We start from the raw sequence: 13,425 nt of genomic DNA, 5'->3' as shown, positions 1-13,425 counted from the left end.
CCTTCAAGCATCGAGCGCCCGCCCCATCGTGGAAAGGGGCTTTGGTCCCGTGCCTCGGTGGCACCCGACCGGACCTCCCGCTCCGCTGCGCGGTCCCGCCGTCGAACGAGGGAAATTTGGCCCTGTCCAACCGGCGGCCGGACTCCTAGGCTGACCGTATGGAACCCGCAGCCGAGCAGACCGAAGTCCTTACAGCCGACGAGTGCTGGCGCCTGCTGCGCACCGCCTCGGTGGCACGGCTGGCCCTGTGCGTCGAGGGCCAGCCCGAGATCTTCCCGGTCAACATCCAGGTCGATCACGGCACCGTGGTCTTTCGAACCTCCGAGGGAACCAAGGCGCGTGCGGCCATTGACGAGGCGCCCATCGCGGTTCAAGCCGACGGGCTCGACGACAGCGGATCCAGGGCCTGGAGTGTGGTCGTCAAGGGCGTAGCACGCACCATTTCGACAACCAAGGAACTGCTTGACACCATCGACCTGCCCGTCCACCCCTGGGAGTCCGGGCGGAAGGACCGGTTCGTGCGGGTCACTCCGGACGGCGTCACCGGGCGCAGGTTCACCGTCGCCGAGGCACCCCCGACCGCCTCGCGCACAGCCGCGCGGGACGAGTAGCGCGGCTGGTCAGGCAGGGGCCGGCACCGCCGGGCGGGTGACGAGCGTCGGACAGCTAAGGTTCAGCAGGACCCTGTGGCTCACCGAGCCGAGCGGCTGGCGTCGCGGACACCGGCGGCGCCCGCGCTGCCCCGAGCGTCCCACCGGACCGCCGGGACGCACAGGGTCCAACGGCCTCTGGTGCCGGGGGTCTCCGGATGTGCACCGAGGCAGCGGGGCACGGCGCCGGAGAAAGGGCCCCTGCCGGGGCTGCACAGGCAGCCCGGGGGTCGGTAGCCTAGGGAGGGCCAGCCCATCGCCGGGGCGTCCGCTCCCGGCTCAAGCCTTCCGAGAGGACACCGGGTGGAACACGTCGACAACGAATACTGGGAAATGCCGGGCACCCTGCACGCCTCCGCTGAGCTCTCCCCCGACGAATGCTGGGCGCTGCTTTCCACGCGGCATACCGGCCGCATCGGGTTCACGAAAGAGGGATCGCTCTACATCTTTCCCGTGAACTACGTGGTCCACGACGGCGGGATCTACTTCAGGACGTCGGAGGAGGGCGAGCTCGGGCGGGCACCGCTTGGTTCATCCGCCTTCCAGGTCGACGACGTGCAGCCCGAGGCCATGGCCGGGTGGACGGTGCTCGCGCAGGGCCGCCCTGAAGCGGTCGACGATGAAGACCTACTGAAGACCCTGTGGGGCCGTTCCACGGAGGAGCCCTGGGCGGGCGGCTTCCGGGCCCGCTTCATCGGACTCCGGCCCTCGACCATCTCCGGCCGAAGAGTCGGCACCGCCTGATACCCGCCGCTGCGGTTCAGCCCTTTTCCGCACCGGCGGTGAGCCCGCCGGTGAGCAGCCGCTCGGTCGAGAAGAACAGGATGAGAATCGGCAGGGTCAGGACGACCGAGCCGGCCATCAGCACCGTGGTGGGAATCTCGGCGCTGCCCGAGAGCTGTGAAAGGCCCAGGGAGACCGTCCAGCTTTCACGCCGTTCGACGAGGAACAGCAGCGCGAAGAGGAACTCATTCCACGCGATCATGAAAATGAACAGCCCGGTGGCCATGATCGACGGCATAACGAGGGGCAGGCTGATCCGCCGCAGCACCCCGATCCGGGTGAGCCCGTCGACGAGCCCTGCCTCCTCTACGGCGACGGGCACGGTGTCGAGGTAGTTGCGGAGCATATAGATCGCCACGGGCACCGTCTGCGCGATGTACACAAGGATCAGGCCCACCAGCGAGCCGCGCAGGCCCACCCGGGTGAAGAGCACAAAGAGCGGGATCGCCATGACGATGGCGGGGAACAGGTACGCGGCGAGGAAAAGCGCGTTCACCTGCCGGTGGCCGAAGAACGGCAGGCGGGCGATCGCGTAGGCCCCGGGGACGGCGACGATCAGGGAGATGATCACAGCGCTGACCGCGACCAGGGCACTGTTGGCGATGAACCGTCCGAAGCCCTGGCCGCCGGCGGCCGTCGAGGCGAGCACCTGCTGGTAGGAGGACAGGGTGAACTCCGCCGGCGGAATGATGAGCGAGCTGGGGTTGCGCAGCAGTGCCTCGATCGGCCGGAGGGAGAGCAGCACCATGTAGTAGAACGGCAGCAGGGTGACGATGAGGAGGCCGATGATGACCACCCACCGCAGGATGCGCAGGCTGCGCCGTTCGATCTCGTGCCGGCGGGACCCCCGGACCCGCTGAACCTCCGGCGGCCTCGGCGCGGGCGCCGTACTTGTCTGTGTTCCGGGTGTGGTGGGTGCGCTCACAGCCGTTCTCCCCTCCTGCGCATCAGAAACAGATAGACGGCCAGCATCAGGACGAGCACGACCGCGAGGACCAGCGACTGTGCCGCGGCGGCACCGACGTTGCGCTGGACCGTGAGGAACTCGTACACCCGGACGCTGGCGACCCCGGTGCCGGCTGCTCCGCCGGTCAGCAGGAAAATGTCGTCGAACTCGTTGAACGTCCAGATGGTGCGCAGCACCGCGAGCAGCGCGATGACCGGCATCAGCTGGGGCAGGATGATGTAGCGGAAGGTCTGCAGGGGGCTCGCCCCGTCCACGAGCGCCGCTTCCTCCGACTCCGCGGACAGTGCCTCAAGCCGGGCCATGAGGAACAGGAAGGCGAAGGGGAAGTAACGCCAGCCTTCGAAGGCGATGGCGGTCAGCAGCGCGGTCGGGATTGGAAACTGCGCTCCGAGGAACTCCACCGTGCGCTGCGCTTCTGACAGGAACGGTATGGGGTCGGCCCACCCGAAGGTGGACTGGCCCACCTCGTTGACGATGCCGAACTGCGGGTTGAGCATGGTGCGCCACACGAAGGTCACCGCCACGACCGGCGCCACGTACGGCAGCAGGAACGCGGCCCGCACGAAGTTCCGTCCCCGGAACGGCCGGCGAACGGCCATTGCCGCCAGCAGCCCGATGCCAATGGACAGCAGGACCGACCCGGCCGTGTAGACGAGCGTGGTGCCGAGGCTCACCCAGAGCCCACCGGAGGCGAAGACCCGCTCGAAGTTCGCCAGGGTCAGGGACCGGAACGGGTTGGCGGTGCCGATTTCCAGCAGTTTGAGCTGCTGGAACGCAATCAGGATCGACCACAGCAGCGGCACGACGACGACCGCGAGCACGATGATCAGGGTTGGCGACATCAGGGCGATACCGGTGCGGGCGTCGCGCTGGGACAGGGTGCGTCGTCGGGGTGGCCGAAGCGGAAGTGCGGACATAGCGCTCCTTACAGCGGGCGGATACCGGACGGCGTCCGCGCAGGTGGTGGCATGCTACTGGCCCAGGTCGGCCTTGAGACCCTCGGCCTCCTCCTGGGCCTGCGCGGCGGCGTCCGCGCCGCTGCTGCCCGCACTGATCATCTGGGCCACGATCTGCGGAGCGATGAACTGGCCGCCCACGGCCGCGGCCAGGGCTCCCTGGCCCTGGGGAATGCCCCAGCGCTTGAAGGTGTCGGTGCTCTCCGTCAGCGCCTGCAGGGTCTCGGCAGGATAGATATCGGAGAGCAGCGCCCGGGTCTCCACCCCAGCCTCGAGGGACTGCCAGGCGTCCACGTACTCGGTGGGAGCGTCGGCGGTTCCAAGGCGCACCGGCAGTTTGCCCTCCGGTGCCACCCCGAGCCAGTCCTCGTAGCCCTCGCTCATCATGAACGTCACCAGGTCCGTGGCCTCGGCCGAGGCGTCGTTGAGGATGTTCCAGGAGACGACCTCCCCGTACCCGGCGGGTTCCTCCCCGTCAGGGCCCTGGATCGCACTGACGATCCCGGTGTTCTCGGCGAGGAACCGGGGGTTGTCCCCGCACTCGGGGCAGGTCGGCAGGGCATCGTTGCGGAGGCCGGCCAGCTCGTCGAGCATGAAGGAGGACCACACGGTCATCGCCGCTTCGCCGGCGAAGTAGCTGGCTCGGGTGGTGTCCGCGTCCTGGTTGCCCGGAACGGAGTAGTCGCGGATGAGGTTTCCGTAGAAGCTGAATGCGTCCTCGCACTGGCTGCTGTCAAGGGTGACCTCACCCTCGGAATCGACCAGCTCGCACCCGTTGGCCAGGGCGATCTGCTCAAAGGTCTGCTGGGTGAAGGAGTCGGCGGGAGCCGTTGCGGCCACGATCCCGGCCATGCCCTCGGCGTCGAGGGCCTTGGCGGCGGCTTCGATGGCTTCGTAGCTGTCGGGGGCGTCAAGGCCCTCCTCCTCGAAGAGGTCCTTGCGGTAGTACAGCAGCTGCGCGAACGCGTCGCTGGGCACCGAGAGCTGCTCGCCCTCCGCGGACGTCAGCTCGAGCGCGCGGGCTGAGAAGGTGTCCGTTCCCAGCTCCTCGACGACGTCGGCTGCCGCACCGGTGTCAAGCAGGCCGTCGGTGTACAACTGGTTCATGCCGTTCAGGGACAGCGCGCCGATCACGTCGGGCAGCTCCCCGGCCGCTGCGGAGGACGAAAGCACCGACGACAGCTGGTCCTCGGCGATTGCGACGAGCTCGACTTCCGTGCCGGTGCTCTCCGTGAAGCGGTCCATGATTGCCTGCTGGGTCGCCACCCGCTCGGCGACGTCCTCCGTCGTCCAAACGATCAGGGCGCCGTCGTCCTCCGAGGTTTCCCCGGATCCGGTGCACCCGGTGACGGCCAGCAGGGCCGTCATGAGCACCGACCCGGCGGTCAGTCGTCGATTGAGCATCGTGCCTCCTTCGGTCGAGGTCAGCGCGGGAGGTCAGGCCCGGCCGGTGCTCGACAGGGCCGTCGTCGTTGACGGATCCACTGACCGTGGAGCACTGGGATCATTGAACACCGGCACCTTCACTTCATCAATACATTCGGGGCGTCTATCCGCTTTTTCCTGCCGTCGGCTATCGTGCGCGCCCACCGGAAACCCCGCCCTCGGCCCAAGAACCGGCCCGCTTCCTTCGGTGTGCTGGCGGAATTGTGCGGACACCGGCCCTGCTTCTGGGACAGCGGCTGCCCGAAAGGTACGATCAACCGACGCGCAGGCCGCCGGTGCGGTCGGTCTCCGGCGCCACGCACAGCCCGGTAGAAACTGCCCTCGGTGATTGGAAGGAAATTCATGGAGATCGAAGGATGGACCCAAACACTTGGCGCAGGTCCGCTGCTGCTCATCGCGGCAGCAGCCATCGCCGTCCTGCTGTTCCTCATCATCAAACTGCGCCTGCACGCGCTGCTCGCGCTCATTCTGGTCAGCCTCGGCACCGCTTTCGCCACCGGCATCCCCGCGGACCAGGTAGTGCCGGTCCTGATTAACGGCTTCGGCACCACGCTGGGCACGGTTGCGCTGCTGGTCGGCCTGGGCGCAATGCTGGGCCGGATCGTCGAGACCAGCGGCGGCGCCAAAGCGCTCGCCGACTCCCTCATTGGAAGGTTCGGCGAGCACCGGGCTCCCTTCGCCCTCGGTCTTGCCTCACTGATTTTCGGCTTCCCGATCTTTTTCGACGCCGGCCTCGTGGTGATGCTGCCGGTCGTCTTCGCCGTCGCCCACCGCCTTGGCGGCGGCGTTTTGCGCTACGGCCTCCCCGCGGCCGGCGCGTTCTCGGTGATGCACATCTTCCTGCCGCCGCACCCGGGCCCGGTCGCCGCATCGACGTTCTTTGAAGCGAACGTCGGCCTCGTCGTCATCGCCGGACTCATCACGGCGATCCCCACCTGGTTCGTCGCCGCCTACCTCTTCGGACTTCGGACGGGCCGGAGGCTTGTCCTTCCCGTTCCGGCCCTGCTGGGGCAAGCCGACGCAGAGGCCGAATCCCACCCGCCGCGCTTCCGCACGGTGGTCGGCGTGCTCCTGCTGCCGCTGGTACTCATCTTCCTCAACACCGGGCTGAACACCGCGGCCGCAGGCGGCCTGCTTCCGGACACCGCGGCGGACGCCTCCTGGTACCAGATCCTCCGCGCACTGGGCGAGACGCCCGTGGCGCTGCTGATCTCGGTCCTCGTCGCCATGTTCGTCCTCGGCCGGCGCCGGGGCACCACCGGGAGCAACCTCGAGAAACTCCTCGAATCCTCGCTGGGTCCGGTCTGCTCGGTCATCCTCATCACCGGAGCCGGCGGCATGTTCGGCGGGGTGCTGCGCACCTCCGGGATCGGCGCCGCCCTCGCCGACGTGCTCGGCGGGGTGGGCATTCCCCTCATCGTCGCCGGCTTCATGATCTCGTCGATCCTGCGCATCGCCCAGGGATCCGCGACGGTCGCCCTCACCACCACTGCGGGGCTCATCGCACCGGCTGTCGCCGATGCGGGGTTCAACGGCCTGCAGCTGGCCGCGCTGGTGATCGCTGTCGCCGCCGGATCGGTGGTTGTTTCGCATGTCAACGACTCGGGGTTCTGGCTCGTCGGCCGCTTCTTCGGCATGGACGTCAAGACCACCCTGGCCACGTGGACCGTGATGGAGACCCTGATCGGCGTGATGGGCTTCGTCATCGCCGCAGCCATCTTCGCGCTGGCGGGACTGGCCGGTTAGCGCGCCGGCCGGACCCGAGGAGGCCTTAAAGTTGTCCTATGGCATCCCCGCATACGGCACCCCGACCCGCGCCCGGGCTCTGGCCCTGGCTGGCGGTCGACATCGCCGCGATCATCCTCTTCGCGGTTTCCGGCCGCAGCACCCACGAGCACGGCCTGAGTGCTGCGGGAATCGCGGCGACGGCTGCGCCCTTCGTCGCCGCCTGCGTCGCGGGCTGGATGGGCCTGCGCGCCTGGCGGACGCCGCGTCGCCTGTGGCCGACGGGTGTCGGAATCTGGATCACCACGGTGGCCGGCGGCCTGCTGCTGCGGTTCCTCACCGGGGGCGGTGTGGCCCTGAGCTTCCAGGTGGTCACGCTCGTGGTGCTGGGACTGCTGCTGCTCATACCGCGGCTGCTGGTGGCCGCCGCCGTGCGGGGCCGCGGGCGTGCCCGCTCCGGCCTCGCAAACCAGGCGGTACGGTGAGGAAGTACCCATCTCAGTGGAAAGGCCGACCATGATCACCGCTTTTGTCCTCATTCAGACGGATTCCGCGCGCATCCCCGAGTGCGCGCAGGAAATCTCCGAAATCGAAGGCATCAGCGAGGTGTACTCGGTGACCGGCGAATGGGACCTCATCGCCATGGCCAGGGTGTCCCGCCATGAGGACCTCGCCGACGTGATCGCCGACCGCCTCTCGAAGGTTCAGGGAGTGGAGTCAACGACGACGCAGATCGCCTTTCGGTCCTACTCCAAGCACGACCTGGACGCGGCCTTCTCCCTCGGCTTCGACAGCTAGCACCGGCCCGGGCGGCCCTCCGCACGCCCGCATCGGCGCGCCAACCGCAGCCCCTCCGCGAGGGCGCTCAGAGTGAGGCGCTGACCGCGACCCAGCGTTCAAGGGCGGCCAGCGCCGACCCCGAATCAATCGACTCGCGCGCCCGGACCGTGGCGGCCCGGATACGGTCGACCACCGGCCCCTCGTGGTCCTCGTCGAGCGCCACGAGGCCGGCCGCCGCGTTGAGCACCACGGCATCGCGGATCGGGCCCTCCTCGCCCGAGAGCAGGCGCCTCACAATCTGCGCATTGCCGGCGGCATCGGTGCCGCGGAGGGCGTCGACGCCGGTTTCGGCGACGCCGAAGTCCGCGGGATGAACCACCTGCTCGGTGATCCGGTCCCCGCGCACCTCCCAGATGGTTGAGGACCCGCTCGTCGTCAGCTTGTCCCTGCCGTCGCTGCCGCGGAAGACCAGCGCCCGCACGCCCCGGGCGGCGAGCACACCGGCCATCAGCGGCGCCATGCGCGCATCGGCGCAGCCAAGCGCCTGGGCCTGCACCCCGGCGGGATTGCTCAGCGGCCCGAGGAAGTTGAAGGCGGTCGGCACGCCAAGCTCACGCCGCGGCACCGCAACATGCCGCATGGAGGGATGGAAGACCTGCGCGAAGCAGAAGGTGATCCCCGCTTCCTCGGCGCACTGCGCCACGTCGTCGGGGCTCAGGTCCAGCCGGACGCCGAGCGCCTCGATCACATCAGCGGCCCCGGAGGACGACGACGCCGCCCGGTTGCCGTGCTTCACCACCCTCGCCCCGGCGCCCACGGCCACCAGGGACGCCATGGTGGAGATATTGACCGTGTTCAGCCCGTCGCCTCCGGTTCCCACGATGTCAAGGGCCGGGCCGCTCACCGTAATCCGCCGGGCGCGCCCGAGCATCGCCTCGACAAGCCCGGTGAGTTCGCCGACCGACTCCCCCTTCGCGCGCAGGCCGAGCAGAAAGCCTGCAATCTGCGCGTGGGTCGCCTCGCCGGACATGATGTTTTCCATCGCCCAGCCGGCCTCCGCGGGGGTCAGATCCCTCCCCGAAATGAGGGCTGAGAACAGCGGCGGCCATGACTGTTTGGCCTCGTCAGCGCGCAAAGTAGTGGTCACACTCCTAGGTTATCTACGAATTGTAGAAAGTCATCACCCTCCTACTTCCGCGCCGTTACGCGGATCACGCGCCCTTGGGCACCGATTTGGACGCGCCGCAAGGCCTCAGGCGTTGGTGAAGTGGGAACTTTTAGAGCCATAATGAGTTCGTGACATCTGCGACCCAAGCCCCAAGCGCCGCCCCACATCCCGCGCTCAACCGCCCCAACATGGTCTCCGTCGGAACCGTGGTGTGGCTCTCGAGCGAGCTGATGTTCTTCGCCGGCCTCTTTGCCATGTACTTCACGCTCCGGTCCACCTCAGGCGAGATGTGGGCCGAGGGATCCGAGAAGCTCAACGTGCCGTTTGCGCTGATCAACACCATCATCCTGGTGTCCAGCTCCGTCACCTGCCAGTTCGGCGTCTTCGCCGCCGAGCGCCTGCAGCCGCGCCGCACCGGAGGGCTTCTCTCCATCGGCCGCTGGGGAATGGTCGAGTGGTTCCTCCTCACCTTCGTCCTTGGTGGCATCTTCGTCGCGGTGCAGGCCTACGAATACGCCCAGCTCGTCTCCGAGGGTGTGTCGCTTTCCTCGGACGCCTACGGCTCGGCCTTCTACATCACCACCGGTTTCCACGGCCTCCACGTGCTCGGCGGGCTCATCGCATTCCTGCTGATCATCGGACGCGCCTACGCCGCCCGCCGCTTCGGCCACTTCGAGGCGACGTCGGCCATCGTGACCTCCTACTACTGGCACTTTGTCGACGTCGTGTGGATCGGACTCTTCATCATTATTTACTTCCTCAAATAGCCTCCTGCGGTAGACTTTTCTACTAGAGGTAGAATTCGACGAGGAAGCACAGCAGCCATGGCATTACAGAAGACAGGAACCATCGCGTGAAGGCACTATCTCAGAGGCGGCGCCACCCCCTAGCAGCAATCGCACTGCTGCTGATGGCGTTGCTCATGGTCGGAGCAATCTACTCCGCGGCAAGCTCAGCCAACCAGGCGCAGGCCCAGACCGAGTCCTTCTCCGCGAACGACGCCGAGGAAGGCGAAAAGCTCTTCGCCGCCAACTGCGCCTCCTGCCACGGCCTGGGCGCCTCGGGCTCCTCGGCCGGTCCCTCCCTCGTCGGCGTCGGTGCCGCCTCGGTCGACTTCCAGGTCGGCAGCGGACGCATGCCGCTTCAGATGGACGGCCCGCAGGCTCAGGTCAAGCCGGTTCAGTTCACCGAAGAGCAGACCCGCCAGCTCGCCGCCTACGTCGCCACCCTGGGCGCCGGTCCGGCCATCCCCGACGAGGAGATCCTCGACGCCTCTGAAGGCGATCCCGCCAACGGTGGAGAGCTCTTCCGCGTCAACTGCGCCATGTGCCACAACGCTGCGGCAGCCGGCGGCGCCCTGACCCGCGGCAAGTTCGCCCCCTCACTCGAAGGCTCGAGCGAGAAGCACATCTACGAGGCCATGGTCACCGGCCCGCAGAACATGCCCGTCTTCAACGACGCGAACATCTCCCCCGAGGACAAGCGCGATGTCATCGCGTTCCTGAAGACCATCGAAGAGCAGGGTTCCCCGGGCGGAGCCGACCTCGGCTCGCTGGGCCCGGTCTCCGAAGGCCTGTTCATCTGGGTCGCCGGCCTTGGCGTCGTCATTGCCTTCACGGTCTGGCTGACCTCGCGGTCGTCCTGATCCGCTGGACCCATCCAGCACCCCGGTTTACACGAATTGCACATTGAAGCATCTAAAGAAGGATGAGAGGGATCATGGCCGACAATAGTCACGGCAGCCCGGATACGTCGGTCACCGTAGCTACGCCGGGCCAGGGCGGGGTCGACACGTTCACCAACCCCGGCCTCCCGCCGCACCGCCCGCGGCTTGCGGACACGGATCCACGTGCCGAGAAGAGGGCGGAGCGGCAGGTTGCCCTCCTGTTCTTCATTTCCGTCCTCGGCACGCTACTCTTCTTCGTTGCCTACTTCTTCATTCCGCTGAACGACACCATCGAGCGCCTGCGGCTGCAGAACCTCGCGCTCGGCCTGGGCACCGCCTTCGCCATGCTGGGCATCGGCGTCGGCATCGTCCACTGGGCCAAGACGCTCATGCCCGACCACGAGCTGACCGAGGAGCGCCACGCCGTCACCGACGAGAAGGACCGCGCCGAGGCCGAGCAGATCGTCGGCACGATCCTCGACGAGAGCGGCATCAAGCGCCGCCCGCTCATCCGCAACACCCTCATCGGTGCCGCGATCCTGGCCCCGCTGCCCGCCATCGCGATCTTCCGCGACCTCGGCCCGCTGCCCGGTGACGCCCTGAAGCACACCTTCTGGGACGCCGGCATGCGCCTCACCCGTGACCCAAGCGGCACCCCGATCAAGGCCTCCGACGTGACCGTCGGCTCGGCCTTCCATGTGATCCCCGAAGGCCTCAACGAGGCCGAGAACAAGCTCGAGGAGAAGGCGAAGGCTGTTGTCCTGCTGATGCGCCTCGACCCCGAATCCCTGAACCCCTCGGAAGGCCGGGAGGACTGGGGATACGACGGAATTGTTGCGTATTCCAAGATCTGCACGCACGTTGGCTGCCCGGTAGCGCTCTACGAACAGCAGACCCACCACCTGCTGTGCCCGTGCCACCAGTCGACCTTTGACCTCGAACAAGAGTGCAAGGTCATCTTCGGCCCGGCCGCACGACCGCTCCCTCAGCTTCCCATCGACGTTGACGATGAGGGCTACCTCATTGCCAGGAGCGATTTCCAAGAACCCGTAGGACCTAGTTTCTGGGAGCGAGGCTGACAATGAGCAGCTCTACCGCGACGCACGAATATCAGCCTAAGACCCGGGTTGGCCGGGTCACCCACTTCGTCGACTCACGGGTCGGCGGCTCCGGGATGGTCAAGGAGTTCGGCCGGAAGATCTTTCCGGACCACTGGACCTTCATGTTCGGCGAGGTGGCGCTGTACACCTTCGTCATCCTGCTGATCTCGGGGACCTTCCTCACCTTCTTCTTCGACCCCTCGATGGCGGAGACGCACTACGAAGGCAGCTACCTGCCCCTGCGTGGTGTTGAGATGTCGGTGGCCTACGCATCGTCGCTGGACATCTCCTTCGACGTCCGCGGCGGGCTCTTCATGCGCCAGGTGCACCACTGGTCGGCGCTGCTGTTCGTTGCAGCGAACGCCGTGCACATGCTGCGCGTCTTCTTCACCGGCGCGTTCCGCCGCCCCCGCGAGCTGAACTGGGTCGTCGGCACCACGCTCCTCATCATGGGCCTGGCCGCCGGCTTCACCGGCTACTCGCTCCCCGATGACCTGCTCTCCGGCAACGGCCTGCGCATCATCGACGGCGTCGTGAAGTCCATCCCGGTGATCGGCACCTACATCAGCTTCTTCCTCTTCGGTGGCGAGTTCCCCGGCACCGCGATCATCGGCCGTCTCTACGTCCTTCACATCCTCCTGATTCCGGCCGTCATCCTGCTGCTGATCGGTATCCACCTGTTCATGGTGGTCATCCACAAGCACACCCAGTACCCCGGCCCGGGACGCACCAACACCAACGTCGTCGGCTACCCCGTCGGCCCGGTCTACGCCGCGAAGGCCGGTGGCTACTTCTTCATCGTCTTCGGCATCGTCGCCGCCATCTCCGCAGCGTTCACGATCAACCCGATCTGGAACTACGGCCCCTACGACCCCTCCCCCGTGTCGGCGGGTACGCAGCCCGACTGGTACATCGGCTGGGTCGACGGCGCGCTGCGCCTGATGCCGGGCACCGTGGGCGCGAACTGGGACTTTGAGTGGAACATCCCGTTCCCCTGGGGCGTGAACACTCTGTCGCTGAACGTTCTCTTCCCGGCGCTGGTACCAGCCGGCATCGTCTTCACCCTCATGCTCGCCTGGCCTTGGATCGAGTCCTGGGTAACCAAGGACAAGCGGGAGCACCACCTGCTCGACCGGCCCCGCAACGCCCCGACCCGCACCGCGGTCGGCGTCGCCGGCGTCGTGTTCTACTGCGTCATGTGGGCCGCTGCGAGCTCCGACCTGATCGCCACGCACTTCCTCGTATCCCTGAACGACGTGACCTACTGGCTGCGGATCCTCGTGATCGTCGGCCCGATCATCGGCTTCATGATCGCCCGCCGCGTGGCCCTGGCCCTGCAGCGCAAGGACCGCGAGATTGCCCTGCACGGCCGGGAGACCGGGCGCATTGTCCGCCTGCCGCACGGTGAGTTCATCGAGGTGCACGAGCCGGTCGACGAGTACAAGCGCTACCAGCTGGTCAGCTTTGAGTCGCCGGAGGCCTACGCCCCGGTCGCGGACGGCAACGGCCACGTCAGCCGGTCGGAGAAGCTGCGCAGCCGGGCTTCGCGGTTCTTCTTCGAGGACCGGGTCGCTCCGGTCACTCCGTCGGAACTGCACGCGTCGCACTCCGGTCACCACGGAGAGATTGCGAATGCCCAGGACCGGGAGTCCATCGCAAGCCACTAGGCCGGCCGCACCGCCAGCCTGGAAGGGCCCGGACAGCATTAGCTGTCCGGGCCCTTTTGCATACTCCCGACGTCGAAACTGCACTTCACCACCCTTCGGAGCGTCGTAAGCGTGGTTATCTGCCAACTCGCCGGAGATGCTGTGCCAGCGCTCCCCTACGCGGGACCCGTCATCGCCTGCCGACCGCCAGCAATGTCGAAACTGCAGGTGACCACGCTCGCGCGCGTTCTAAGGGTGGTTACGTGCCAACTCGACGGGGACGCTGCGCCTGCGGTGCCAACTCATGGGCGCACGCGACGTCGAAACTGCAGATGACCACGCTTCCGCGCCCTCTGAGGGTGGTTACCTGCCAACTCGACGGGGATGGTGCGCCGCCACTCCCTGCTCATGGGCGCGCACGACGTCGAAACTGCAGATAACCACGCTCCCGCGCGTTCTAAACGTGGTTACGTGCCCACTCGACGGAGATGCTGTGCCAGCGATCCCCTTCGCGGGACCCCTAGCGGCCCGTCGACGC

At 67.2% G+C, this 13,425-nt stretch carries 13 protein-coding genes; 9 read left to right on the top strand and 4 right to left on the bottom strand.

The window, feature by feature from the left end; all coding sequences use genetic code 11:
* The first annotated feature begins 158 nt into the window (after positions 1–158).
* Positions 159–611 (top strand): pyridoxamine 5'-phosphate oxidase family protein, encoded by a 453-nt coding sequence (locus tag QZX79_RS03835; RefSeq protein ID WP_294564901.1) that lies wholly within the window; start codon positions 159–161, stop codon positions 609–611.
* Between the two features lie 342 nt (positions 612–953).
* Entirely contained in the window at positions 954–1,394 is a 441-nt protein-coding gene (locus QZX79_RS03830; RefSeq protein ID WP_294564899.1) for a pyridoxamine 5'-phosphate oxidase family protein, read from the top strand.
* Between the two features lie 16 nt (positions 1,395–1,410).
* On the opposite strand, the gene QZX79_RS03825 is transcribed toward QZX79_RS03830, so the two are convergent.
* Genes QZX79_RS03825 through QZX79_RS03815 form a run of 3 tightly spaced genes read right to left on the bottom strand, consistent with a single transcriptional unit; the run spans position 1,411 to position 4,760 of the window.
* Entirely contained in the window at positions 1,411–2,358 is a 948-nt protein-coding gene (locus QZX79_RS03825) for a carbohydrate ABC transporter permease (RefSeq protein WP_294564896.1), read from the bottom strand.
* Positions 2,355–3,317: a carbohydrate ABC transporter permease gene (locus QZX79_RS03820; protein ID WP_294564894.1), complete on the bottom strand. Its 963-nt coding sequence runs from the start codon at positions 3,315–3,317 to the stop codon at positions 2,355–2,357. The genes QZX79_RS03825 and QZX79_RS03820 overlap by 4 nt, the downstream gene beginning before the upstream one ends.
* Before the next feature lie 54 nt (positions 3,318–3,371).
* The gene (locus QZX79_RS03815) at positions 3,372–4,760 is read right to left on the bottom strand and encodes an ABC transporter substrate-binding protein (RefSeq protein ID WP_294564891.1); all 1,389 of its coding nucleotides are present in this window, start codon (positions 4,758–4,760) and stop codon (positions 3,372–3,374) included.
* A 384-nt stretch (positions 4,761–5,144) separates the two neighbouring features.
* On the opposite strand from QZX79_RS03815, the gene QZX79_RS03810 reads away from it, so the two are divergent.
* Genes QZX79_RS03810 through QZX79_RS03800 form a run of 3 tightly spaced genes read left to right on the top strand, consistent with a single transcriptional unit; the run spans position 5,145 to position 7,325 of the window.
* Positions 5,145–6,548 (top strand): GntP family permease, encoded by a 1,404-nt coding sequence (locus QZX79_RS03810; RefSeq protein WP_294564884.1) that lies wholly within the window; start codon positions 5,145–5,147, stop codon positions 6,546–6,548.
* A 38-nt stretch (positions 6,549–6,586) separates the two neighbouring features.
* Entirely contained in the window at positions 6,587–7,012 is a 426-nt protein-coding gene (locus tag QZX79_RS03805) for a DUF3054 domain-containing protein (protein ID WP_294564881.1), read from the top strand.
* A gap of 31 nt (positions 7,013–7,043) precedes the next feature.
* The gene (locus QZX79_RS03800) at positions 7,044–7,325 is read left to right on the top strand and encodes an Lrp/AsnC family transcriptional regulator (protein WP_294564878.1); all 282 of its coding nucleotides are present in this window, start codon (positions 7,044–7,046) and stop codon (positions 7,323–7,325) included.
* A gap of 67 nt (positions 7,326–7,392) precedes the next feature.
* On the opposite strand, the gene trpD is transcribed toward QZX79_RS03800, so the two are convergent.
* Positions 7,393–8,454, bottom strand: a complete 1,062-nt coding sequence (gene trpD / locus QZX79_RS03795; protein WP_294564875.1) for an anthranilate phosphoribosyltransferase — start codon at positions 8,452–8,454, stop codon at positions 7,393–7,395.
* Between the two features lie 209 nt (positions 8,455–8,663).
* On the opposite strand from trpD, the gene QZX79_RS03790 reads away from it, so the two are divergent.
* The 4 genes from QZX79_RS03790 to QZX79_RS03775 all read left to right on the top strand — a co-directional run bounded on the left by QZX79_RS03790 (position 8,664) and on the right by QZX79_RS03775 (position 12,908).
* Positions 8,664–9,242: a heme-copper oxidase subunit III gene (locus QZX79_RS03790; RefSeq protein WP_294564988.1), complete on the top strand. Its 579-nt coding sequence runs from the start codon at positions 8,664–8,666 to the stop codon at positions 9,240–9,242.
* Positions 9,243–9,328: 86 nt separating this feature from the next.
* A complete protein-coding gene (locus tag QZX79_RS03785; protein WP_133402349.1) occupies positions 9,329–10,120 on the top strand; it encodes a c-type cytochrome in 792 nt (263 codons plus the stop codon).
* A 74-nt stretch (positions 10,121–10,194) separates the two neighbouring features.
* Positions 10,195–11,220, top strand: a complete 1,026-nt coding sequence (locus QZX79_RS03780) for a ubiquinol-cytochrome c reductase iron-sulfur subunit (protein WP_294564868.1) — start codon at positions 10,195–10,197, stop codon at positions 11,218–11,220.
* 2 nt (positions 11,221–11,222) lie between these two features.
* Complete coding sequence (locus tag QZX79_RS03775) at positions 11,223–12,908, top strand: ubiquinol-cytochrome c reductase cytochrome b subunit (protein ID WP_294564865.1); 1,686 nt, start codon at positions 11,223–11,225, stop codon at positions 12,906–12,908.
* The last annotated feature ends 517 nt before the right edge of the window (positions 12,909–13,425 follow it).

It is taken from the genome of uncultured Arthrobacter sp. (genome assembly GCF_902805515.1).
Taxonomy (GTDB): domain Bacteria; phylum Actinomycetota; class Actinomycetes; order Actinomycetales; family Micrococcaceae; genus Arthrobacter_D.
Note: the sequence above shows the minus strand (reverse complement) of the source record. Positions and strands in the feature narration are given on the sequence as shown.